At 63.4% G+C, this 22,744-nt stretch carries 22 protein-coding genes and 2 pseudogenes; 9 read left to right on the top strand and 15 right to left on the bottom strand.

Annotated features, from left to right (window positions below; genetic code table 11):
- Positions 1-20 precede the first annotated feature (20 nt).
- From HDG33_RS23355 to HDG33_RS23345, 3 genes are read right to left on the bottom strand one after another with little or no spacing between them, the layout of a single operon-like run.
- Entirely contained in the window at positions 21-914 is an 894-nt protein-coding gene (locus HDG33_RS23355) for an ABC transporter permease (protein WP_184033993.1), read from the bottom strand.
- A complete protein-coding gene (locus HDG33_RS23350) occupies positions 911-1,894 on the bottom strand; it encodes an ABC transporter permease (RefSeq protein ID WP_184034247.1) in 984 nt (327 codons plus the stop codon). Before HDG33_RS23350 ends, HDG33_RS23355 begins: the two co-directional genes overlap by 4 nt.
- A 5-nt stretch (positions 1,895-1,899) precedes the next feature.
- Positions 1,900-2,994 (bottom strand): PotD/PotF family extracellular solute-binding protein, encoded by a 1,095-nt coding sequence (locus HDG33_RS23345; RefSeq protein WP_018420888.1) that lies wholly within the window; start codon positions 2,992-2,994, stop codon positions 1,900-1,902.
- A 490-nt stretch (positions 2,995-3,484) separates the two neighbouring features.
- Between HDG33_RS23345 and HDG33_RS23340 the strand changes: the two genes are divergently transcribed.
- A complete protein-coding gene (locus HDG33_RS23340) occupies positions 3,485-4,378 on the top strand; it encodes a LysR substrate-binding domain-containing protein (protein ID WP_090805978.1) in 894 nt (297 codons plus the stop codon).
- 35 nt (positions 4,379-4,413) lie between these two features.
- Here HDG33_RS23340 and HDG33_RS23335 read toward each other — a convergent pair whose 3' ends face one another.
- Positions 4,414-5,496, bottom strand: coding sequence for a calcium:proton antiporter (locus HDG33_RS23335; protein WP_184033990.1), 1,083 nt, complete (start codon positions 5,494-5,496; stop codon positions 4,414-4,416).
- Between the two features lie 319 nt (positions 5,497-5,815).
- Positions 5,816-6,175, bottom strand: coding sequence for a BON domain-containing protein (locus HDG33_RS23330; protein WP_184033987.1), 360 nt, complete (start codon positions 6,173-6,175; stop codon positions 5,816-5,818).
- Between the two features lie 369 nt (positions 6,176-6,544).
- Here HDG33_RS23330 and HDG33_RS23325 point away from each other — a divergent pair, with 369 nt between their 5' ends.
- A complete protein-coding gene (locus tag HDG33_RS23325; protein WP_184033983.1) occupies positions 6,545-7,174 on the top strand; it encodes a DNA-3-methyladenine glycosylase in 630 nt (209 codons plus the stop codon).
- A 302-nt stretch (positions 7,175-7,476) separates the two neighbouring features.
- Positions 7,477-7,818, top strand: a complete 342-nt coding sequence (locus tag HDG33_RS23320; RefSeq protein ID WP_184033979.1) for a DUF4148 domain-containing protein — start codon at positions 7,477-7,479, stop codon at positions 7,816-7,818.
- 265 nt (positions 7,819-8,083) lie between these two features.
- Here HDG33_RS23320 and HDG33_RS23315 read toward each other — a convergent pair whose 3' ends face one another.
- Complete coding sequence (locus tag HDG33_RS23315) at positions 8,084-8,527, bottom strand: CBS domain-containing protein (RefSeq protein WP_184033976.1); 444 nt, start codon at positions 8,525-8,527, stop codon at positions 8,084-8,086.
- A gap of 338 nt (positions 8,528-8,865) precedes the next feature.
- On the opposite strand from HDG33_RS23315, the gene ribA reads away from it, so the two are divergent.
- The 3 genes from ribA to uppS all read left to right on the top strand — a co-directional run bounded on the left by ribA (position 8,866) and on the right by uppS (position 11,385).
- On the top strand, positions 8,866-9,516 hold the full coding sequence (gene ribA, locus HDG33_RS23310) for a GTP cyclohydrolase II (protein WP_090805969.1): 651 nt from the start codon (positions 8,866-8,868) through the stop codon (positions 9,514-9,516).
- A gap of 104 nt (positions 9,517-9,620) precedes the next feature.
- Positions 9,621-10,319: a tyrosine-type recombinase/integrase gene (locus tag HDG33_RS38105; protein WP_409259060.1), complete on the top strand. Its 699-nt coding sequence runs from the start codon at positions 9,621-9,623 to the stop codon at positions 10,317-10,319.
- 325 nt (positions 10,320-10,644) lie between these two features.
- Positions 10,645-11,385: a polyprenyl diphosphate synthase gene (gene uppS / locus HDG33_RS23305; protein WP_184033973.1), complete on the top strand. Its 741-nt coding sequence runs from the start codon at positions 10,645-10,647 to the stop codon at positions 11,383-11,385.
- A 682-nt stretch (positions 11,386-12,067) separates the two neighbouring features.
- Here the strand turns inward: uppS and HDG33_RS23300 are convergent.
- From HDG33_RS23300 to HDG33_RS23285, 4 genes and pseudogenes are all read right to left on the bottom strand, one after another.
- A pseudogene (locus HDG33_RS23300) lies at positions 12,068-13,390 on the bottom strand (sensor histidine kinase); the annotation flags it as partial.
- Complete coding sequence (locus HDG33_RS23295; protein ID WP_184033967.1) at positions 13,387-14,061, bottom strand: response regulator; 675 nt, start codon at positions 14,059-14,061, stop codon at positions 13,387-13,389. The gene HDG33_RS23295 and the pseudogene HDG33_RS23300, both read right to left, overlap by 4 nt.
- A gap of 24 nt (positions 14,062-14,085) precedes the next feature.
- Positions 14,086-14,412, bottom strand: a complete 327-nt coding sequence (locus tag HDG33_RS23290; RefSeq protein WP_184033963.1) for a DUF4148 domain-containing protein — start codon at positions 14,410-14,412, stop codon at positions 14,086-14,088.
- Between the two features lie 113 nt (positions 14,413-14,525).
- Complete coding sequence (locus tag HDG33_RS23285; RefSeq protein ID WP_184033960.1) at positions 14,526-14,849, bottom strand: DUF4148 domain-containing protein; 324 nt, start codon at positions 14,847-14,849, stop codon at positions 14,526-14,528.
- A gap of 360 nt (positions 14,850-15,209) precedes the next feature.
- Between HDG33_RS23285 and HDG33_RS38385 the strand changes: the two are divergent.
- Positions 15,210-15,368: pseudogene (locus tag HDG33_RS38385) on the top strand (cation-transporting P-type ATPase); the annotation flags it as partial.
- A 201-nt stretch (positions 15,369-15,569) separates the two neighbouring features.
- On the opposite strand, the gene HDG33_RS23280 reads toward HDG33_RS38385, so the two are convergent.
- The 4 genes from HDG33_RS23280 to HDG33_RS23265 all read right to left on the bottom strand — a co-directional run bounded on the left by HDG33_RS23280 (position 15,570) and on the right by HDG33_RS23265 (position 19,471).
- Entirely contained in the window at positions 15,570-16,691 is a 1,122-nt protein-coding gene (locus HDG33_RS23280) for a sugar-binding protein (RefSeq protein WP_260330570.1), read from the bottom strand.
- Between the two features lie 84 nt (positions 16,692-16,775).
- Entirely contained in the window at positions 16,776-17,714 is a 939-nt protein-coding gene (locus tag HDG33_RS23275; RefSeq protein ID WP_221311512.1) for an ABC transporter permease, read from the bottom strand.
- Positions 17,715-17,827: 113 nt separating this feature from the next.
- Positions 17,828-18,568: an ATP-binding cassette domain-containing protein gene (locus HDG33_RS23270; protein ID WP_184033951.1), complete on the bottom strand. Its 741-nt coding sequence runs from the start codon at positions 18,566-18,568 to the stop codon at positions 17,828-17,830.
- Positions 18,569-19,036: 468 nt separating this feature from the next.
- The gene (locus HDG33_RS23265; protein WP_184034244.1) at positions 19,037-19,471 is read right to left on the bottom strand and encodes a MarR family winged helix-turn-helix transcriptional regulator; all 435 of its coding nucleotides are present in this window, start codon (positions 19,469-19,471) and stop codon (positions 19,037-19,039) included.
- A gap of 473 nt (positions 19,472-19,944) precedes the next feature.
- Between HDG33_RS23265 and HDG33_RS23260 the strand changes: the two genes are divergently transcribed.
- Together HDG33_RS23260 and HDG33_RS23255 are read left to right on the top strand one after the other, a co-directional pair.
- Positions 19,945-21,879, top strand: coding sequence for a chloride channel protein (locus tag HDG33_RS23260; protein ID WP_184033948.1), 1,935 nt, complete (start codon positions 19,945-19,947; stop codon positions 21,877-21,879).
- Positions 21,863-22,117 carry a hypothetical protein gene (locus HDG33_RS23255; RefSeq protein WP_184033945.1) on the top strand — a complete coding sequence of 85 codons (255 nt, stop codon included), beginning with the start codon at positions 21,863-21,865 and terminating at the stop codon, positions 22,115-22,117. Before HDG33_RS23260 ends, HDG33_RS23255 begins: the two co-directional genes overlap by 17 nt.
- A gap of 28 nt (positions 22,118-22,145) precedes the next feature.
- Here the strand turns inward: HDG33_RS23255 and pal are convergent, their stop codons facing one another.
- On the bottom strand, positions 22,146-22,646 hold the full coding sequence (gene pal / locus HDG33_RS23250; protein WP_184033942.1) for a peptidoglycan-associated lipoprotein Pal: 501 nt from the start codon (positions 22,644-22,646) through the stop codon (positions 22,146-22,148).
- Between the last annotated feature and the right edge of the window lie 98 nt (positions 22,647-22,744).

The following is a 22,744-nucleotide window of genomic DNA, read 5'->3' as shown; positions in this document are numbered from 1 at the left end:
GCTCCAGCAAGGTGGCGGGTTCACAGCGCGACGCCTTCGTCGCCGATCAGCTTTTCGAGCAGCCAGATCAGCGCGAAGTCGATCGCGACGATGACCACGGCGAAACAGAACACGGTCGGATCGAGCGACGACACCGTGCGGCTATAGAGCCATACCGGCAGCGTCATCGTATCGATGCTGTACAGGAAGAACGTCACCGTGAACTCGTTGAACGACACGATGAAGGCGAACAGCATGCCGGCGAGAATGCCGGGGCGCATCAGCGGCAGCACCACGTCGATGAGCGCGCGGCCGGGGTTCGCGCCCATCACGAGCGCGGCTTCCTCGAACTCGGGGCCGATCGACGCGACCGACGCCGCGCAGTTCTTCACCGTGAACGGCAGCGCCAGGATCACATGCGCGATGATCAGACGGCCGACGCCCAGCTCGACCGGCAGCACGTTGAACACCAGCAGCAGCGACAGGCCGAGCATCACGAGCGGATAGACGAGCGGCAGCGCGACCAGTTGCTCGACCACCGGCTTGCCGTGAAAACGGTAGCGCGACAGCGCGTACGCGGCGGGCACGGAGACCAGCGTCGCGATCAGCATCGTCGCTAGCGCGACGACGAGGCTCGTGCTCAGCGCGGCGCCCATCGACAGCGTATCGGTCGCGTCCGGCGACACGAAGCTGTGCCACGCCGCGCGGTACCAGTGCAGGCTGTACGCGTGCGGCGGGAATTCGAGCGTGTCGGCCGCGCTGAACGACATCGCGATCATCGTCAGGATCGGCAGCGCGGCGAGAAACAGCACCACGCCGGCGACGAGCGCGGTCGCGCGGCCGAGCTGGCCGGGCATCGTCTGAGGCAGGCGCGGGAAGCGTGGCGAACGAGGTTCGATGCGCGGCAGGCGCGAACTCGGCAGCGGCGTGCTCATGCGTGAGGCTCCCCGGTCAGACGTTGGGTGCGGCGCACGAGCCGTTGCGACAGCGCCATCACGGCGAGCGTGGCGATCATCAGCACCACGCCGGAAGCGGAGGCGGCCGGCCAGTTCAAGAGCGGCGCGACCTGATCGTGCACCAGCACCGCGAGCATCGGCACACGCCGGCCGCCGAGCAGCAGCGGCACCGCGAACGCGCTCGCGTTGTACGCGAACACCAGCAGCGCGCCCGACACGAGGCCCGGCATCGCGAGCGGCAGCAGCACGTGACGCAGCGTTTGCCAGCGCGTCGCGCCGAGCGTCGCGGCGGCTTCCTCGTACGAGATCGACACCGCGCGCATCGCGCTGGACAGCGGCAGCACGGCGAGCGGAAACGCGGTCTGGATCAGCCCCAGCAGCACGCCATGCTCGCGATACAGCAACATCACCGGACGCTCGACGAGTCCGCTCGCGAGCAGCGCGTGATTGAGCAGACCCGCCGGGCCGAGGATCACGAGCCAGCCATAGCCTTGCAGCAGCAGATTGACGAGCAGCGGCAGCAGCACACCCGCGAGCAGCAGCCGGCGCGCGAGCCGCGATGTTGTGCGCGCCATCGCGAGCGCGACCGGAATCGCGAGCACAACCGCGCACAGCATGCTCTGGAACGCGAGCCGCAGCGTCAGCCACAACGATTTCAGGAAGTAGCGGTCGAGCAGGTCCGCGTAGTTCTGCAGCGTGAAGCTGCGCCATTCGTTGCCGGACGTGCCGAAGCTCATGCGCAGCACGACCAGCGCGGCCGCGCCGAGTATCGCCAGAAACAAAAGGATCGGCGCGAGCAGCAGCCACGGGCGCGCTTTCGCGAGCGTCGTTGCGCCGGCAGCGGGGTCGGTCACGGCCGTCGCAACAATTGCGGAAGCGGAGGCGCCGCCGCCGGGCGCCGGGCCCGGCGCCGCTTCGTCCGGCATCATCGCGGCACGCCGCGGGAAGCGCGCGAGCATCGTGGTTACGCCGAGAAGATTTCGGTGTAGCGCTTGATCCATGCCGGCTGCACGGCGGCGAGCGCCTTGTCGTCATGCAGCACGGCTTTCTCGGCGATCTGCTGCGGGCTCGGCACGAACGCGCGGCTCTCGGCCGGAATCATCGCTTTCGAATTGACTGGGCCGTTCAGCACATCGGCCGCCATGCGGCCTTGCACGCCGGCGTCGAGCGAGTGATTGATGAACGCGTGGATCAGGTCGGTGTCGCCCGGATGCGCTTTCGGAATCACCGTGAACATCAGTTGCGTCGCGAAGCCTTCCTTCATGCCGTAGGTCACGCCCATCTTGTATTCGGGCTTGCGGATCTGATCCGGGAAAAACGCGGGCGAGTAGATGCCGCCGATGTCGAGCGAGCCCGTGCGGAACAGGTCGGCCACCTGGTTCGGGTTCTCGCCGAGCGTCATCACGTGGTCTTTGAGCTGCGCGAGCTTCTTGAAGCCGGGCTCGATGTTCTGCTGCGAGCCGCCGTTCATCTTCGCGGCGATGATCGCGAGATCGACCGCTTCGGCCCACTCGGGCGGCGGCAGGAAAACGCGGCCGGCGTATTTCGGGTCCCACAGCGCCTCGTACGACGAAGGCGGCGTCTTGACCGTCGCGGTGTTGTAGATGAGGCCGTCGGACCACAGCAGATAGCCGACGCCGAAGCCGTTCGCGCCGGTGCGGTATGGCGGCGCGACTTCTTTCAGGTTCGGCAGGCGGTCGAGGTCGGGCTTCATCAGCAGGCCCGCGTCGGCGAGGCCGGAGGCGCCGACGCCGGCGAGCGTGATCACGTCATAGGTGGGGCGCTCGCCCGCTGCCTTGACTTTGGCGACCATGCCGGAGGTGCCGTCCGCGCGATCGGCGATGACCTTCGCACCGGTCTTCGCGGTGAAGGTCGCGGCGATGTTGCGCAGCGCGGCCGTGCCGGTATCGTCCGACCACGTCAGGATGCGCAGCGTCTTGCCGCTGAAGTTGTGCTCCTGCGCGCGCAGGTTGAGGAACGGCATCGGCAGCGCGGATGCCGCGAGCGCCGTACCGATCGTCTTGATGGCCTGCCTTCTACCCCGTTTGATCTGCTGCATGGCGGTCTCCTGTGTTGAACGCCCGTTGCCCATGATTCGCCGTGACCGCTGCCGGATCTACCGTGCGTGGATGCACTGTAGGTTTGCCAAAATCACGCAACAATCGAAATATGCGCATGGATGGCATGACGTACGCTCATGGCTCGCCGCCGGCGAACGCGGTGGCGAGCGATTTGGCGACACGCCGGGAAGCTACGGGCGATGGCTTATGCGGGTTAACGTCCATATCTGGCTGAGGAATTCCGGCGTGCGTCGAGGTATGAGGAAAGCTCGGTTCTGGTGCGGTTCCTGAGGGCTTTTTGCACCACGCCGGTGCGACATTCTTCAGTACGGGCGTTTGCACGCCTGCCATGAGTCGAACGCATGCGGGTTTGCCCGCGCGCCCACTCGTGCCCGCATAGCCGATCGCGTATGCTGTGGGCTTGACGGGCAGGGCGGCGAGGGGCGCTGCCGCAGCCACGCAATGATTTTTTCTGATCCTGGACATCCGATGCGACGCCTACCGCCGCTCAACGCGCTGCAGATTTTCGAAACCGTCGCGCGCCATCGCAGCTTCACGCGTGCCGCCGACCATCTGTGCCTGACGCAAGGCGCGGTCAGCCGGCAGATCATCGCGCTCGAGGAGTACTACAAGTTTCCGCTGTTCAAGCGGCACGCAAAGGGGCTGACGCTGACCGCCGAGGGCGAAATGCTGCTGCCGGCGGTCAAGGAGAGCTTCGCGCGGATCGAGGAAATGTCGCTGCGCTTGACGAGGCAGCGCACCGATCTCGCGCTCAAGGTGCCGACCTGCGTGATGCGCTGGATGCTGCCGAAGATCATGCGCTTCCAGTCCGACTATCCCGATCTGCACGTGCAGATCACCACCACCTGGCAGCACGACGTCGATTTCCAGAGCGAGCCGTTCGACGCCGCGATCATCTACGGTTCGTCGCCCGGTGCGGACGTGCAGGCGGTGTCGCTGTTCGAGGAACGTCTGACGCCGGTCTGCACGCCCGAGCTGCTGAAGGACAAGCCGCTCGCGCAGGTGGCCGATCTCGGGCGCCACACGCTGCTGCATCCGACGCGCGATCACCGCGACTGGAAGATGTGGCTCGCGAAAGTCGCGGAAGCCGATTCGGCGGGCGCCGCGACGATCGACGCGGAGCTCGGCCCGAGCTTCGACACGCTCGACATGGCGACCAACGCCGCCGCGCAGGGCTTCGGTGTCGCGATCAGCGACCTCGCGCTAATCGACGAGGACGTCGCCGCCCGGCGCCTCGTGCGGCCGTTCGATACCGTGCTGAAGACCGGCTGGCGCTATTACTTCGTGTATCCGGACTCAGTCGCGCAACAGCAGAAGCTGAATCTGTTCCGCGACTGGATCGCCGAGCATTGGGAAGAGTGAGGTTGCCGTCCGCCCGTGCCGGATAAGGCATCGCGTCACGGCGCGAACGACAGAAACAGATAAGCCGCGAACAGCGACAGATGCACGGCGCCTTGCAGAATCGTCGTGCGCCCGGTGCTGAGCGTCAGCGTGGCGACCACCAGCGTGAGCGCGAGCAGCACCATGTCCTTGCCATCGATGCCGAGCACGATGGGCTGACCGATGTACAGGAACACGCCGGCGACGGTGGGAATGGTCAGGCCGATACTCGCCAGTGACGAGCCGAGCGCGAGGTTCAGGCTGGTCTGCAGACGGTCGGCGCGCGCCGCGCGCAGCGCCGCGAGTCCTTCCGGCAACAGCACCAGCGACGCAATCACGATACCGACCACCGCCGGCGGCGCGCCCGCGCTCAGCACCGCTGACTCGACCACCGGCGACAGCACTTTCGCGAGCAGCACGACCGCGACGAGGCTCACGAGCAGCAGCACGCCGCTGATGGCGGCGAGGCGCGCGCCGGGCGGCTCGGCATGGACGTCTTCGTCGGGCACGCCGGCGAGGAAGTAGTCGCGATGGCGCACCGTCTGCACGAACACGAACACGCAGTACAGCACCAGCGACGACACGCCGGCAAACGCGAGCTGCGACGGCGACAGGACAGGCCCGGGGCTGGTGGTCGTGAAATTCGGCATCACGAGCGTCAGTACCGACAGCGACGCGAGCACCGCCAGCGCGGCCGCCGCGCCGCGGCTCTGGAAGTCCTGTTCCAGATGGCGGATGCCGCCCACCAGCAGACACAGCCCGACGAGCCCGTTGCAGACGATCATCACGGCCGCGAATACCGTATCGCGCGCGAGGCCGGCTTTCTCGGGACCGGACGTCAGCATCACCGAGACGATCAGCGCCACCTCGATCACCGTGACGGCGACCGCGAGCACCAGCGTGCCAAACGGCTCGCCGACGCGATGCGCGACCACTTCGGCATGATGCACGGCAGCAAACACGGCCGCGCATAACGACATGCCGGCCAGTGCGAGCAGTAGCGTGTTGCCCGGCATCGCGTAGGCGGCGGCGAGCACGATCCAGCTGACGATCGGCGCGACGAGAGTCCAACGAGGCAAGACGGTCGCGGACGAAGTCATGCGGCCTTCCTTTCGGTGCGTGTATGAACTTGAAGTAATATCTTAACAAGTGACGTTAAGCTATTAAATTATCGGGGATAACTCGTTACGAGAAGCCGTCGCCACGCGGTCGGGTCGTCATCGCGACGCGCGGAGCGCATTAAAAATATCGCGGTTTCGGGGGCGCGGGGAATCGCCGTGTCGGATGGTGCGATGGCCGCACCGTGAGGCAATGGTGTCGAGCGCTGCATCGGAGGGGGAATTGGCGTCGCGACGGAGCTTTCCGCCGTCGACGCCAGCTTGCTGCTGTTACCGCAACTTCTTTGGCCGTTCGACCGGATTACTGGCCGATCGCGCGGATCGACAGTGCGCTCTTCACCGACGTCACGCCTGCGACGCCTTGAGCGGCGTTCGTCGCGAGTTCGATCTGAGCCTGTTCCGGCACCGAGCCTTCCAGCGTGACGGCGCCTTCGCGTGCGCGCACGGTGATGTTCCCGACGGTCAGGCCCTTCGTACGTGCGAGCGTCGCGCGGACCTTCTTCTGCAGCGCGCGATTAGCCGCGCGAGTCTGCTTGGCGGTCGGTGCCGTTGCCGCCGGCGCTGCGGTCGCGGCCGCATCGCTGCTTTGCGCGTACGCGTTGAGGGAAGCGAGAACGACCAGCGCGCCGCCGATCATCTTGATTGCCGAGAATGCTTTCATTCAACCATCTCCTGTTGTCGTAGAACGTCGATCCCCGGATGGGGTCGATTTTTTTACACCAGCGGGTACAGCGGGATTCAATGCCAATGGAACAGGTACAGCAGTCTGCGAACGCTTTCAGCCGACACGCGGTTTCCGCGAGCCGCGAAGCGCGCGCCGAAACATGCAAACGGCCGTGTGACCGGCCGGATGCACACAATACAACAATTAGTGCCATGTTGACTTCCATGGCGCAGAAAATGAGGCTTCGGTACAACGAATTTGTCGATCGCAACCGGTCGATGACGAGGGCGTGGGGCGACTGCGCGCTTGTCGCGAGGCCATAAGTTTCAGCACCGGTTTCAGCACCGACTCAAGGACACCCAGCGCATGCGAAACGAAGCTCTTCCGATCCGACCGTTGCGCCGAGAGGATCTGCCGATCGATACCGTGGAACTCGCGCGCTTCATGGTCGGCAAATATCTCGTGCACGATCTGCCCGAAGGACGCCTGAGCGGACGCATCGTCGAGACCGAGGCGTATCCGCTCGGCGACTCGACGAGCCATGCGTTCATCGGACGTCGTCCGTACAACGGGTCGATGTTCCTCGCGCGCGGTCACGCTTATGTGCGACTGACCTACGGCGTGTCTTACATGCTCAACATGTCGTCCGAAGCGGAGGAGGTCGGCGCCGGCATCCTGCTGCGCGCGATCGAACCGCTCGAAGGACTCGCGCTGATGGAAGCGCGCCGTCCCGGCGTGCCGCTGCGCGATCTCGCGCGCGGACCCGGCCGGCTGACGGTGGCGTTCGGCATCGGCCAGGCGTTCGACGGCTGCGATTTGTGTACGGGGCGGGGGCTATGGATCGGCGTGATCGAGACTGGCGACGCGCCGATCGGCGTGACGACGCGCATCGGCCTGTCGCGCGAGATGCACCGTCCGTTGCGATTTTTCGAGCCGGGCAGCGCGTTCGTCAGCGGCCCGCGCAAGCTACTGACGATTCCGCATTCGGGCGCATGACGTCGCAGCTACGCGCGTACATCGATTCAGACGTTTCGGCGTGCGGGTGGGCGAATTTTTTCTTCGATCAGACGTATTTCGGAAACATCAGACGCAAAGGTGACGATCCCTGCAATTGTTACCCCGAAGATCATGCTAACGGAGGCGGTTCCACGATATTTCCCGAGATCGTTGCGAACTAAGCAATTTTCTATCTCGAAATTAAGGGTTTTCCCTTGGCGGTGCGGTGACTAGACTCAAGTCATTCGCTGGACACCGAGGTGTCGGCGATACAGATAAAACCACATTGGAGGGAAGTCACCATGAAATCGCTGATCAAGGCAGTTGCCATTGCGGCCCTTGTCGCCGCGCCAGTCGTATCGTTCGCGCAGTCGAGCCAGCAGCCGGTCACCCGCGCGGAAGTCCGCAGCGAACTGATCCAGCTGGAGCACGCGGGCTACAACCCGTCGACCTCGAGCGACCCGAAATATCCGGCCGACATCCAGGCCGCCGAGCAGCGCGTGCAAGCGCAAAACCCGGCCGTCGCGCAAACCCAGCCGAGCGCTGATACCAGCGGTTACGGCGCGCCGATGAGCGGATCGACCCAGGCGGGCGGCGTGAAGCAGCCGATGAGCGGCCCGAAGAGCGTCTATTTCGGTAACTAATTTCGGTAACTAAGCAGGCAGAAGAATCTGTGTGCGCGTCGTTTGACGGCGCACACAGCGTTTCATACCCGGTACTGTTTCAAACGAGCGCGCCGCACTCATCCGCCCGAGAGCGTCATCCGCGCGCGTTGCGTTCCTCTTTCCGAAGGAACCTCCGCTGCCGCAAGGTAGCTTGGCCCAAACTCTTGGAGGTTTGGGCTTTTTTTGCGTCTGGTCCCGCGCGGATGATCGATGCGGTGTCGCTCAGCGAAAGCCGTGCTGCCTGTCAGAGCCGTTCGCCGTGAATATAGAACTCGAGTTGCTGAATCGTGAACTGCTGTTCCGCGATGATGTCCTTCACGAGGTCGCCAATCGACACCATGCCGACCAGCCTCTCGTTGTCGATGACAGGCAGGTGACGCATGCGCCGCTCGGTCATCAGCGCCATGCAGTCTTCGGTCGTCTGGTCCGGACGAACGAAGCGCACCGCCTTGCTCATGATGTCGCGCACCGGCGTCGCCTTCGACGACCGGTCCATCAGCACGATCTTGCGCGCGTAGTCGCGCTCCGTGATGATGCCGGCGATGCTGTCGCCGTCCGTCACCACCAGCGCGCCGATGCTTTTCTCGGCCATCAACCGGATCGCCTCGTAGACGGAATCGTCGGCGCCGATCGTGTAGACCTCGGAGGGGTTCGGTTTCGTTTTAAGAAGCTGTGCAACGCTTGTCATGGAGCGGCTCCGTTTCGCAATGCAGCACGCCGAAGTGGCGCACTGTCGTGAGGGACAGGCGATACCAGTATAGGCGCGACGTGCGCCCGCGGTACACCGGGAATACCTCGGGCGCGCAGGACGATGCGCGCTGGATTGACGCGGTCCGCGCGGGCTTGTTTCGGGTCTCGGGGTCGTGTTTCGCGTGATGCGCGTGTGCCGGGCGCGGCTTGTCGCGGGGCAGCGTCCCGTGCAAGCGAAGGGGCATCCACGTGCTGCATGCGGATTAGCGGTAAACTCGCAGTCCACACCTTATCCCCGGCTCGACCGGGTTCATGCCAGCACCATTGTTCAACGCCATGCTCACGTCTCAGGATCCATCGCCCGCAGCGGACGGCGCCGTCACCGGCGAATGCGTCGTGCTCGACGCCACCGCCACGCTGCCCACGCGCTACGGCACGTTCACTTCCTATGTGTTTCGCGTGGTCGACAGCGGCGCCGAACATCTCGCGCTCGTGATGGGCGATGTCGCCAACCAGTCGTCGGTGCTGACGCGCCTGCATTCGGAATGTCTGACGGGCGACGTGCTCGGCTCCTATCGCTGCGACTGCGGCGAGCAGCTCGATCTCGCGCTGCGCTATATCGCGGCAGAGGGTTGCGGCGTACTGCTGTATCTGCGCGGCCACGAAGGACGCGGCATCGGTCTGTCGAACAAGATCCGCGCGTATGCGCTGCAGGAACAGGGGCGCGATACCGTCGAAGCCAACCTCGATCTCGGCCTGCCCGACGATTCACGCGAATACGATTCGGCCGCGGGCATCCTGCGCACGCTGAAGGTCACGTCGGTGCGGCTGATGAGTAACAATCCCGAAAAGTTCGACACGCTGTCGAAGCACGGCATTCCGGTGTGCGAGCGTGTCGCGCTCGCGATTCCGATGCGCGAGGAAAACGAGCGGTATATCCGCACGAAGCAGCTGAAGTTCGGGCATTACTTCGACGAGAACGAATAGCCATGTTTTCAGGCTTGTCTCGGTAAGCCCCAAGCCTTCCCAGGATATACCGCAAGTAACTGGATTTTAAGAAAAATATTAACGCTTCAGGCCCATCGGTTGGTGTGTCGACGCGTGCTGATGCGTTGACGCTCTACCTTTGGACCGGCACGCGTGGTGGCGAGATCGTCGCTATGGAGAGCACCGAGATTGCGCAGGAAGCGGACGGTCTCTGGTGGACGATCCCGAAACAAAAGACCAAGGGGCTTCATAACGAGAGAGCAACGGATCTGTGCGTGCCGCGCGTAGGGCGCGCCGAGGTCGTTGTGCGACGGCGTCGGGGGTGTCCGGAATTTTGTGTAAAGGCCAAGGATAGAATCCTATTCCCTTCTTCGCGCGGAATGTCGACGAATCAAACAGTGGCCCAGCACGACGTCTACTATCGTCAACCATATTGCAATATCGCCCCGAAGCATGACCGGCCGCGCTTGCCCGTCACGCATTGGTCCGCCCACGACCTTCGACGCGCAACTCGGACGCTTCTTGCAACGCTGGGATGTCCCAACGATATTGCCGAGGCAGTCCTCGGCCACGTACAGCCCGGAATCATCGGCGTCTACAACCGCCATACTTATCACAGGGAAAGGCGTGAGTGGCTCACGCAGCTGTCGCATCGCCTGGCGGCTCCAGCGCCGCCCAGATCTCGTTGCTTATTTTTCGTCTTGTCATCTTGCCAGGATATGGCGTTTGGGCCGAGCCGCGCTGTCCAGGTTGTATTAACGACTCTTAGCGGGAAACGGTATACCACTACACCGCGTAGCTGATCACGTCGGGCGGAAATCGATAGCCAACATAGGAGCGCGGGTTGTCGACGGCGGTATCGTTCTGTTAGGCGGTTGCTTTCATGAACGACATTATCGCCACGCCCCCTTAAACCTGCCAATACGTGAACAAAGGCTGGAGAATATCCCCGTCTTAAGCATCCTTTCAGTTTCGTCTGCATACCATAAGATTATCCATTTCGTCCGGTGGCGCAGCCGATGTCCACGTCATTTGGTGGCGGTCGAGTTGATCACCAGGAAAAGAGTCCAGGGGCACCTTCATGACCTTCGGGGACTTTCGTGTTCCGCCTGACTCGCGGCGGTTCCCATGATCCATAAAAGCTCGACCGTTAGCGTACCGGCCGTGACCGATGTGCCGCGGCACATTGCAATCATTATGGACGGCAATGGCCGCTGGGCGGCGCAGCGCAAGCTGCCCCGAGTGGCCGGTCACGTGAAGGGTGTCGAAGCGGTCCGCGCGATCGTCGAGGGCTGCGCGCGGCGCGGCGTCGAATTCCTGACGCTGTTTGCATTCAGTTCGGAGAACTGGCGCCGGCCTGAGGACGAAGTGTCGTTCCTGATGCGTCTGTTCGGGGCGACGCTACAGCGTGAAACGGCACGGTTGCACAAGAATGGCATCCGCTTGCGCGTCGTTGGTGATCTATCGGCGTTCGATGCGCACCTTCGGGCGCTCGTGAAGCGAGGGGAAATCAGAACCGCCCACAATACACGTATGACGCTGACCATTGCGGCGAATTACGGCGGTCGCTGGGATATCCTTCAGGCTATAAGCGAGCTACCCGCACGGAGTGCCGTCGATGGTCACGCCGTGCCGGTCGACGAAGCCAGCTTCGCGCAATATCTGGCGATGGCGTACGCGCCGGAACCCGATCTGCTGATCCGGACCGGAGGTGAGCAGCGCATCAGCAACTTCCTGCTATGGCAGCTCGCGTACACTGAACTCTACTTCACCGACATATTCTGGCCAGATTTTGACGACGCCGCGCTTGATGCCGCACTCGCATCATATCGGGCGCGCGAACGTCGTTTTGGGCGCGCAAATGCATGACAGAGGTGTGAAGTATTCACTCATGCTAGACGCCTACTTTATCGGGAGGAGATGGGTCACTCAGACAATCTCCTGCTGTACGAAATGGCCAGTGCCATTCTGTCAGCCGCGCCGCGATCGCGGCACGCCACTGGCGTTCATTCGGCGATCATCGCAGACCGCGTCATTTACGGGGAAGGCATTGTCACGTTATTAGCAGGGGTTAAGGGGGGCGGCGACAATGTCGTTCATGAAAGCAGCCGCCCAACAGAACGCCACTGCCGTCGACAACCCGCGCTCCTGTGTTGGCTATCGATTTCCGCTTGACGTGATCAGCTACGCGGTGTGGTGGTATTACAGTTTCCCGCATCCGGTCCACCCCATTGGCCCCAGGCGACAGGTGGCACCTCGACGAAGTGGTGGCCACGATCAACGGAGAGAAGCACTGGCTTTCCCCAAGGGGACTTCCTTCGGGGCGTGGCGCGCGGTGGACCAGCATGACGGGGTGCCCGACGTGCTGGTGCAAAGCCGCCGCGACAGGCATGCAGCCAGGCGACTCATGCGAGAACACCAACGGGTTGCTGCGTCAGTACCTGCCCAAAGGTACGGATCTGTCCGTGTGCCTGACAGTGTCTTCCGTCGCCGCGACGGGTGCGTCGTTGCCAGTGGCTCGTCGCATGTCCGCTGCGCTGTCTTCAGGACCGGCTGGCGGGAAGCGCAGATGCACCTTCAGCCCACGGCCGTTCGCGCTGCTGCCGAGCGAGAGGGTGGCGCTGTGCTGCTCCGCGATGCGCCTGACGATCGACAGACCCAGACCGCTGCCGGGCGCGGCGTGTCCATTGCCGCGATAGAAGCGTTCCCAGACGCGCTCGCGGTCTTCGTCGGGGATACCTGGGCCCGTGTCGCACACGTCGAGCGTCCCACAACCGTCTTCAGTGCCGACATGAACGTCGACGCGCGCATGCACGCCCGCATAACGGATCGCGTTGTCGACCAGGTTGTTGAGCAGGATGCGCAGGCCGTCGGCGTTGCCACGTATTTTCACGATGGCGGGAGCGACGAGACCGAGGTCGATCCGGGCCGGTTCGGCGAAACGCGCACGCTCGCCGACGACCGCGCGCGCAAGCGAGGTCAGATCGACCTCGCTAAAGACCGGCGGGTTCGACTCGGGCCCGAGCCTCGCCAGCGTCAGCAACTGTTCCGCGAGATGGGCGAGGCGCGCGGTACCTATGCCGATCTGCCGGATGATGGCATCGCGTTCGTCACGATTCGTCGCTCGTGGCAGCAGTTCGACCTGCAGGCCCAGCCCCATGATCGGTGTGCGAAGCTCGTGTGCGGCGTCGGCGATGAAGTCGCGCTGCGCGGTAAATGCGCGATCGAGCCGAAGCAGCAGATCGTTGAGCGCGTCGACGAGCGGCTTGACCTCGCCCGGCATCGCCGCGGTATCGATTTCCTGCATGTTGTGCGCATCACGCCGCTTCAGGTTCGCGACGATATCGCGCAACGGCCTCAAGCCGTTGCCGATGCCGAACCACAGAAACAGCGCCAGCACGGGCAGCAGCGACAGTACCGGCCAGAACAGCTGCATCGCGATCTCGGCCAACGCTTCCCAGCGCGCCCGCTTCACCTGCGCGACGCGCACGAGCATATCGCCGTTTCGCGAGACATACGTGTGCCACAACTGGCCGTCGACGGCCAGGTCGGCGACGCCCGCGCCCGTGGGGGGCGGCAACGGCGAATCGAGATCGCTGCTGAACACGCGTGTCGTACCGCGCCACACTTGCAGCAACACCGCGTGTGACTGTTCGCCCGATAGCCGGTCTTCGTTAGCGCCCTGCATGCCACGCAGCGATAGACGCCCGTCGGGCTCGACGACGACGTGTTGTGCGACGGCTTTCAGCTGATCGTCGAGCAGTTCGTCAAGCTCCGCGAGCGCGCCCCAATACGTTGCGGCGCTGGCGAGCAGACCCATCAGCAAGGTGGCCGGCAGCAGCCACATCAGCAGACGCCGGCGCAGCGATCTCACGCGATCTCTCCGATCTGGTATCCGACGCCGCGCACGGTGCAAATCGCGAGCACACCGAGCTTGCGGCGCAGGTTATGAACATGGACCTGGATCGCGTTGCTCTCGATCTCTTCGTTCCAGCCGTACAACCGTTCCTCCAGCTGTTCGCGCGACACGATGATGGCCGGGTCGTGCATCAGTTCGAGCAGCAGTGCGAATTCGCGGCTGGTCACCGATATTTCGTTGTCGTGCAGCCATAGCCGGTGCTGCGCGGGATCGAGCCGCAACGCGGCGACCTGCAACGTCGACTTTGCACGGCCAGCCTGGCGGCGATGCACGACGCGCATGCGGGCGAGCAGCTCCTCGAGCGCGAACGGCTTGACGATGTAGTCGTCGGCACCGCCGTCGAGTCCCGCGACGCGATCCGGAACGGCGTCGCGTGCGGTGATGATGATGACCGGCGTATCGACGTTGCGCGCGACGTCGCGCGCGCGCAGCTTCGCGAGCAACGCCAGGCCGTCCTGCTTCGGCAGTCCGAGGTCGAGCAGGACGAGCCCGTATGACGTGGTGTTCAGCGCGAGCGCGGCCGCGTCGCCGTCCGTGGCCCAGTCGACGGCAAAGCCTGCCCTTTGCAGGCCTTGCTGCAAGCCGTTACCGATCAGCGGATCGTCTTCCGCCAGCAATATGCGCATCCGATGGTCCCGCGAGGAGGGCAATCAGGGGTGGTTGTAAAACTGTTGCATTCTGGCCTTCGATGCATGATTTCCATACTGCGACGAGCCCGCGGCCGGAGGGCCGTAGCCTGTTCCACCGTTTGCTGCACCATTTGCTGCTGCGGCATTGTGAACCCCGATGCGGGCTTCGGCCGCCTGAATGTCCGCGGGGTAGTGCAGCTTGCTGGGCTTGTAGCCGGCGTGTTCGAGCTGGACCAGTTGGGCCCTGACCTGCGCGCGCGACGTCGGATCGTTCGACGTTTGAGCGAACGATACCGCCGGTGCAGCAACGCAAACGATAAGGGCGATTGTCTTGAAGATCGTGTTCATGACGCTTACCTCTTTTTACTGCTGTGTCGAAGCCGTGTTCTGCCGGAACTGATGGCTGAACGCAACGGAAGCCGCGCATGCATGTTGTAGCGTCTCACATGCGCCGGAAACGCTCAGTGATGTTCATACAGTGTCGAAGTGGTGCTTCGCAAGGCTCCATGTCCCCCCGACTCAGCAGTACTGCCAGTAGTCGTGCCCATGCCCGATGTCGAATAGTCGTTGCCCGTCCCACGTGCAGCAACGCGTGTTTCAGCCTTCTGGATATCGGTTGGATAGCGGGCATCGTCGCGTTTTGCCGGGTTATATCCTGCGTTTTCCAGCTGGATCAGCTGTGCGTGAACTTCAGCGCGCGTCGGAGAGTGCGTCGGCTGAGCCAAACACAGAAGCGGTGCGAGCAGGATGCCAACAGCGCCGATCGCGGAAAGAGTCGATTTCATGAACGCCTCCAGTTGGGGTGGTCAGTGCAATGAGAAGAACGTGAGAGAAGTCCAGGATGCGAAGCTTATCTGATGCTTGGCGAAGTCATGTTTGGGATGACTGACCAAACCAGAGCGATGCTTCGAGCCGTGGGATTTCTCATGTAATCAGCGTACTCCTCGGCAACTTAAGGCGAGGTTAACGATGCGCATACGCTCAGCAGGAATTGCGGTGTGCCACATCCTGTTGTCCGCTTTCGAGGGCGATGCGGCACGTTGGCCCCCTTGTTGATTATGGTGCCGCAACGCAAGAAAGCCATTTGTCTGGATGTCGCTGTGAGCATTGCCTTACACGAACAGCCGCTACCGTGACCTTGGCCCATGACAACGACATCCGGCAGCACGTCGCATTTGGGGCTGACCAGCGCGCAAGCCGCGCGTCTGCTGAGCGAGCGCGGCAGGAACGAGCTCAACGAGCATCGCATCGGAGGGCCGACGCGTATCCCGGCACGGTTTTGGGCGCCCGTACTCTCGATGCTCGAGTCGGCGATCACCCTTCAACTGATCAACGGCGAACGTGTCGAAGCGTGCATTGTCGGCGCGCTATTGGTGTTCAATGCCGCGCCCGGCCTCTTTCAGGAAGAGCAGGCAAATGGTGTCGTCGATGCATTGAGGCAGCGCAGAGTCGGCTCGGTGTCGATCCGGCTCCCGCGTTATCGTGATAATGTGGGCCGCCGGCCTTCAATGCTTCAGGCAAGTGTCGGCGTTCTTCCATGTGCAGACGTCGAGTCCGGTGTGAATGACCGGAGGTACCGACTTCCCTTCCGCGAGGTCACGCATGACCATCGCGGCGCGGTAGCCCATTTCCTCGGGCCGCTGGCCGACGAGCACATTCACCTTGTGGTCCTTGAGCGCTTGCAGTTCGGGCCCGAGCGTATCCGCCGAGACGATCACGAACTTGCCGTTCTTGATCTTGTCCATTATCGGCGCGACAACCTGCGAAAAGGCCTGCGGCGCAAAGAGAGGCCAGCCGCCCGCTAGCAGAAAGGCGTCGAGACCGGTAGGGTGGGCGGTCAGCGTGTCCTGCATCATCTGGTTCGCCTTGGCGGCGTCGTCGTTCACGTAGAGCGGACAGCCACTGATCTCATGCCAGCCGTTCTCGCCAGCGAGCTTCGTGATCCCTTTCTTCCCGGAGAGCACATCGCGCGCACCCTGGGCCCGCTGGTTGATGTTCTCCGCTGCCGGATTGCCCATCACCAGGCAGACATTGCCGCCTTTCGGCATCAGCATCTTCAACTGCTCGCCAAGCTTGGCGCCCAGTTCGTAGTTGTCGGTGCCGACATAGCTCTTGCGCAGTGACGCATCCTTCGGCAGCAGATCGGCATCCGCGGTGATGACCGGGACCGATCCGCCGCGGCGGCGCAGCACCTCCGCCACAGCCGGCGCGTTCGCTGGCGAGATCGCCATGCTCGCGACGCCCTTGGTCAGCAGGTCGTCGATGATCTGCACTTGCGCGCTCTCGTCCGCGGCGGTCGCGGGACCGGTGTAGTAGCAGTTGTAGCCTTGCTTGTTGAGTTCCTTGTTCGCCCGTTCGCATCCTTGATGCATGAGGTCGAAGTACGGGTTGTCGAGACCCTTCACCACCAGCGCAAGGGTCTTATCGGCCGCGAAGCCCGAGGACGCCAGCATCGCAAGTCCTCCAGCCGCAGCAAGACACATCCACAGTTTCTTCATTGCTTCCTCCTGTTCGGCGCCGGCTCTACGGTGCCCATGTCGGCCTACACAGTCTTCATAACGATCCAACGTCAGGCCCGAAATCGGAACTCGGCCCTGGAGCGGATCCTCGCGGTCTTGTGAACCCATGCGTGCGGCAGTTCCGCGTCCAATCCGGCCGCACCCGCTTCCCGCGGCACCGGCCGGGAAGCGGCCGGTGCGTCCAACGACATTTCAATCTCCTTGCCGCTCGCCACCGAGCCTGTTAAAGAGCACCGCGACGACGATGAAGCTGCCGACGACCGTGCCCTGCCAGAACGCGTCGACGCCAAGCAGGATCAGGCTGTTGCGGATGACCTCGATGAGTGCCGCGCCGACGATCGTGCCGAAGGCGCTGCCAACCCCGCCGGCCAGATTGGTCCCGCCGACCACGGTAGCAGCGATCACGCGCAGTTCGTCGCCCGTGCCGAGGCCTGTCGTCACCGCGCCTAGCCAGCCGACTTCGAGAATCGCCGCGACGCCCGCCATGAGGCCGCAGAGCATGTAGACGGAACAAACGATGCGGCGCACCGGTACGCCGGTGAGAGTCGCCGCATGACGGTTGCCGCCGATCGCGAATACATAGCGGCCCCAGCGCGTCCAGCCGAACGCGAACCAGAACAACAGCCCAAGCAGGATCAGAAACCACACCGGATTGGCGACGCCGAGCGTCGCGCCGCCGCCGAGCGCGAGGAGCTTGCTCCCGTCGGGGCCGAAATCGAAAATGGTCCGGCTGCGGGAGATCACGAGTGCGAGGCTGCGGCCGACGCTCAGCATGGCGAGCGTCACGACGAAAGGCTGCATGCCGAGATACGCGATGAGCAAGCCGTTGACGAGGCCGACCAGCCCGGCGGTCAGTAGTCCCATGCCGATACCGGCCCAGATCGGGTAGCCCGCGTTCATGACGACCGAGAGCACGATACCGCTGATGCCGATCGTCGAGCCAACCGAAATGTCGATGCCGCCCGTGACGATCACCGCCATCATTCCCAGCGCCACGATGGCGACGAAGGCGAAGTTTCGCGTAACGTTGAAAAGATTCTCGGAGGTCGCGAAGGTCGAGGTCGCAAAAGACAGGGCGATACAGGCGACGATCGTTGCCAGCACGACCCAGAACACCTGGCTTGCGAGCAATCCCGACCAGCGAGTATGCGTCCTCGCGGACTGTGGATCATCGAGCAATGGCGGCACTGTAGGGGGCCTTCGCGGCGCGTCGTTCAATGTGGTGGCTCCGATGCGAGGCAGGTTCAGGCAGCGGCGATGGCGCCGGTGATCAGTCCGGTCACTTCTTCCGGGGAGGACTCTTCGGTCTTCTTGTCCGCGACCTTGCGCCCGCGCCGCATGACAACCACCCGGTGGGCGACGGCGAATACGTCAGGCATGCGGTGGCTGATGAGGATGACGGCGATACCGTGTTCGGACAGGCGTCTGATGAGATCGAGCACCTCGACGACCTGGCGCACACTGATCGAGGCGGTCGGCTCGTCCATGAGAACGAGCCTCGCTTCCGAGAGGCGCGTGCGGGCGATGGCCACCGCCTGCCGCTGTCCCCCCGACATTTGCCTGACGAGGTCGCGCGGGCGCGTCTCGGACTTCAGTGCCTTGAACAGTTCACCCGCACGCCGATACATGGTCGCGTGATCGAGCACGCGGATAGGCCCGAACCCGACCCGCAGTTCGCGGCCAAGGAAAACGTTGGCGGCTGCCGTCAGGTTGTCGCAGAGCGCGAGATCCTGATAGACGACTTCGATGCCGCGCGCGCGCGCGTCGACCGGCTTGTTGAAATGCACGGGATTTCCATCGATGAGAATTTCGCCGTGCGAAGGTGGAAAGTTGCCGGCGACGACCTTCACCAAAGTCGATTTCCCGGCCCCGTTATCGCCCATGAGCCCCACGACCTGACCTGGCTCCAGACTGAGCGTCACGTCGATCAGGGCCTGAATGGCGCCGAAATGCCTGGAAACGCCTCTGAGCTCAAGAAGACTCATGGACAGTCGTGCTCGCTGGAGTGGGGGCGTCCATGGCATTGGCCGGACGGCCAGTAGACACGCGAAGGAAGTAAATGTTTTTTAGCGCACGATAGGGCATTTAGCAAGGCACTTTGGCCACCTGTCGAACGTGCCGCCGAATCGGGAGGCGCCTCCAGTGCGGCTCCGCACGAAGCGGCGAGCAGTGGCCGCTGAGGGGCGTCGAGCCACTCGCGTCCATCGGAAAATGTCATCCAGCGGACTTCGCGCCACAGGCGCCGCTCCTGGCATGACAAGTACGATCGCCCCAATTAAGGCAGGCCTCAAAGCTTCTGGCGCGTCCGTGCGAGGGTAATCACCCATTAGCCCAAGCGGTCCCGGATGTCTTGAGAATGGGTCGTACGGACGCGGGCTAAAGGGCTGGCACGCGGAGATCGTCGCTGGCGCGCCGGCCGTCGACGGATGCTCATCCCTGGCGACGCTGCATGATCACCAATCTGGCGATTTGGCCGCTCCGCCAACCAGTGGTGTCTGTTGAACCTGAAACTGCCCCAGCGCCCAACCGAATGACTCGATTTCCCGCTTGTGCAGCATCGCGAGCTTCAACAGGCACCGCTCGCCTTTTTCCGTCAGGTGGACCTGCACGAGTCGCCGGTCGGAAGCGTCGGGGCGACGCTCGACGAGCCCGGCGGCTTCGCAGCGGGACACGAGCGCCGCGGTGCCGTTGGGCGCTGCCTGCAACCGTTCAGCCAGCTCGCCGATACTGGCCCAGGAGCGGTCGGGAAATCCCCTGACGTGAAGGAGCATCTGATATTGCAGAGGCGTGACTCCTTCCGCGTGAGTAATTTCTTCCGAATACCGCAGGAACCTGCGTAACTGGTAACGGAATGCCGACATGGCTTCGAGATCCTGCTTGTTGGGCATGCCGACCCGGATGTGCGGTGATGTTTGCTTCACTTTGCTACCTGTCTCGTTCGGAACATGGACCGGGCGCCTGAAACCGGATTCTCTGCAGCCTTGCTGAAATCCTGTTGCTCTATCGCAAAGCGCACCGGCAATGGGGCGTGACGGGGTGACAGCGCAAAATCGTATCAGATGGATTGCGTGCCCGCGCCGGATCTGGATGCGGTGAACGGTGGGTGTTCCGTATCGCCACGAGCGTCAAGGTTGGTGAACACGCGTTGATGGGACTATAGTGCATGGCACGACATGACATGATTGCCGAGGCCTGTCTACCCGGTCGCACCGACCGATTCAGGCGGGCGGTGCGATGTTCGATCATCCCCCCAAGACCGCTCGGCTTCTTTCTGCGTGGACCTTGTTTTGCGTGCATGGGACCGCTCGAGGCTTCCGCACCGAACGATGACGCGGTGTTGTCATGCGAGGAGAGGCGGGATATGGCCCCCACGAAGCTCGACGGCAAGGAAGGAGATTCGGCGCCTCCTGAAAATGCGCAAGAAGTCGCGAAGCCGCTCGACCTCTATCGCATGAGCATGCTGGGGTTCTGCCTCGGGATCGTGACCGGTTTTGGCGCGGTCGTGTTCAGGATGCTGATCGGCACTATCCATAATGCGGCGTTTCTCGGACGCCTTTCGCCGCTCTACGACGCGAGCCAGTTTACCCCGCCGTCGCCGTGGGGCGCATGGGTGATTCTCGTGCCGGTAGCAGGCGGCTTCGCGGTCACGTGGCTGGTAAGCCGCTTTGCACCGGAAGCAAAAGGGCATGGCGTGCCAGAAGTGATGGACGCGATCTATTTCGGGGGCGGCGTGATCCGTCCGGTCGTGGCGGTCGTCAAGTCGCTCGCATCGGCCATCGCGATCGGCACTGGTGCGGCGGTGGGCCGGGAAGGTCCGATCATCCAGATCGGTTCGGCACTGGGCTCGACGCTGGGTCAGTGGCTGCGGATGCCCGCCAGTCAGCGGATCATTCTCGTTGCGAGCGGCGCGGGGGCCGGCATTGCCGCGACGTTCAATACGCCGATCGGCGGCGTATTGTTCGCGACCGAGCTGATGATGCCGGAAATCAGCGTGGGGACTTTTCTGCCCGTCGCACTGGCAACGGGCACCGCCACGTTCGTGGGACGGCTGTTCTTTGGCGGAGCAGCGGCTTTCCTGGTTCCCCCTCAGCTCGGAGCGCTCGATAACCATCTCGCGAGCGGCTTCACGCTGCTGCTTTACGCGCTGCTCGGGGTCGTGGCGGGCGTGGCGGCCGCGTTGCTGATTCGCGTATTGCACTGGGCGGAGGACGCCTTCGAGCGCGTTCCGGGGCGTTTTGCGCGCCACGCGCTCGGCATGCTGTTCGTCGGCGCAATGATGTATCTGCTGATGCGCTACGCAGGCCACTACTACGTGGAAGGCGTGGGCTACGCAACGATCCAGGCGACGCTCAATGAACAGTTGCAAGGTGGCCTGTTCCTGCTGCTGCTTGCGCTGTGCAAGATCGCCGCGACGTCGGTTAGCCTCGGCTCCGGCTCGTCGGGCGGCGTATTCTCGCCGTCGCTGTTCATCGGCGCGACGTTGGGCGCCGCGCTGGCGTCCCTGTTCCATCTGCTGGTGCCGGCCGCTCCGGTCAGCGTGCCTGCATTCGCGATGGTCGGCATGGGGGCGGTGGTCGCGGGCGGCACGGGTGCCGCGATGACGGCAGTGGCGATGATCTTCGAAATGACGCGCGATTACGACATCGTGCTGCCGATGATACTTGCGGTTGCGTTCAGCATCGGCACCCGCCGGCTCCTCTCGCGCGAGACGATCTACACGATGAAACTCGTCAGGCGCGGTCATGTCATTCCAGATGCGTTGCACGCCAATATGTTTCTCGTGCAGAACGCGGGGGCGATCATGGAGGCCGACATACTGGTGCTCGACGCGGACGTCCCGTTTCGCGATCTCCTCGATCGCATGGGCATCGCGCCGTTCCGGCACATCGTCGTCACGAAGGCAGGCATGCTGTACGGCGTGCTGCGCATCAACACCGGCCTGCGCCGCGCGGTCAGCCATGACAATCCGACGGTCACGATCGGGCAGCTCGCGAATCGCAACTTCATCGTCGTGAAGCGATCCGAAGCGGCGTTTGAAGTGATCAGCGAACTCCGGCAGCGCCGCGCGGTGATGGCGGTGGTCCTCGTCGATGCCGCTGTCGATGGCGCGTTCGACGTGTCCGGCGTGATTGCGAAGGAGCATATTGCGGACGCCGTCGCGCGCAGTATCGATATTTTCCAGCCCCGGGCTCGCGCAAGGACCGCCACGTCGACGCAATCCGTGCGCGTCAACGACGCTTCGTATGCCGTGCACGGCAGGGGTCTCAAGGTGAGCGACCGTGAAGCTGAAAACTGAGTGGCGGACGTTGCGCGAGCGGCTCAAGGCCGCAGCGCACCTTGCGGATTCCGGGAGCACACGGGAAGACCGTTCGCCCGACGCAACCCCCGACCCGCGCGAGTGGGTGATCGTCTATCGCACCGAGCGCGGGTTCTGCTGCATGTACCGGGGCGAGCCGGTCGAATTCGACGAGATGCTGGACGTGCAGATATGGTCGGAGGAAGAGGACGTGCGGCTCTGGTACTTCGGGCTTTGAACTGGTCCGCGCGTCGTGCGCTGCGCAATTAGCGGTACACCAGGTCGGCGCGGCGATTCTGCGACCACGACGCCTCGTCGTGCCCCAGCGCAACCGGTTTTTCTTTGCCCAGGCTGACGGCTTCCAGTTGCGTCACGGGCACGCCAAGCGTTTCCAGCTCACGCATGACGGCCTGCGAGCGCCGCTCGCCCAGGGCGAGATTGTATTCGGTGGTGCCGCGCTCGTCGGTGTTGCCCTGTATCAGCACATGCTGGGACGGATGCCGGCGCAGATAGTCCGCATGTGCCTGGAGTAGCGCCTGATAGTCATCCCTGACCGTATAGCTGTCGAAATCGAAATAGATGCTTCGCTTTGCAAGCGGACTGTTGGGATTGTTCAGTTCGTCGATCGTCGAGGGACCGGTACTGAGCGCCGACGCATTGGCAGCCTGGCCGCTCGATGTGACCGTTTGCGGCGTTTTCGTTTCCGAATGACATCCGGCGAGCAGCGCGAGCATCACGAAGGTGAGCCGGATCGTGCATTTTTTCATTCTGTCTTCCAGAAAAGTGTCGACGTGGAGCAGGGCAGTACGTCGAGGGAAGCGACGTCTTGAAGTCTATGTGGCGTTTGCGTGGTGTGCCTCCGTAT

The sequence above is a fragment of the Paraburkholderia sp. Cpub6 genome (assembly GCF_014201065.1).
In the GTDB taxonomy this organism is placed as follows: domain Bacteria; phylum Pseudomonadota; class Gammaproteobacteria; order Burkholderiales; family Burkholderiaceae; genus Paraburkholderia; species Paraburkholderia tuberum.
The sequence above is the reverse complement of the archived record's forward strand: the minus strand, read 5'-3'. Positions and strand labels throughout refer to the sequence as shown.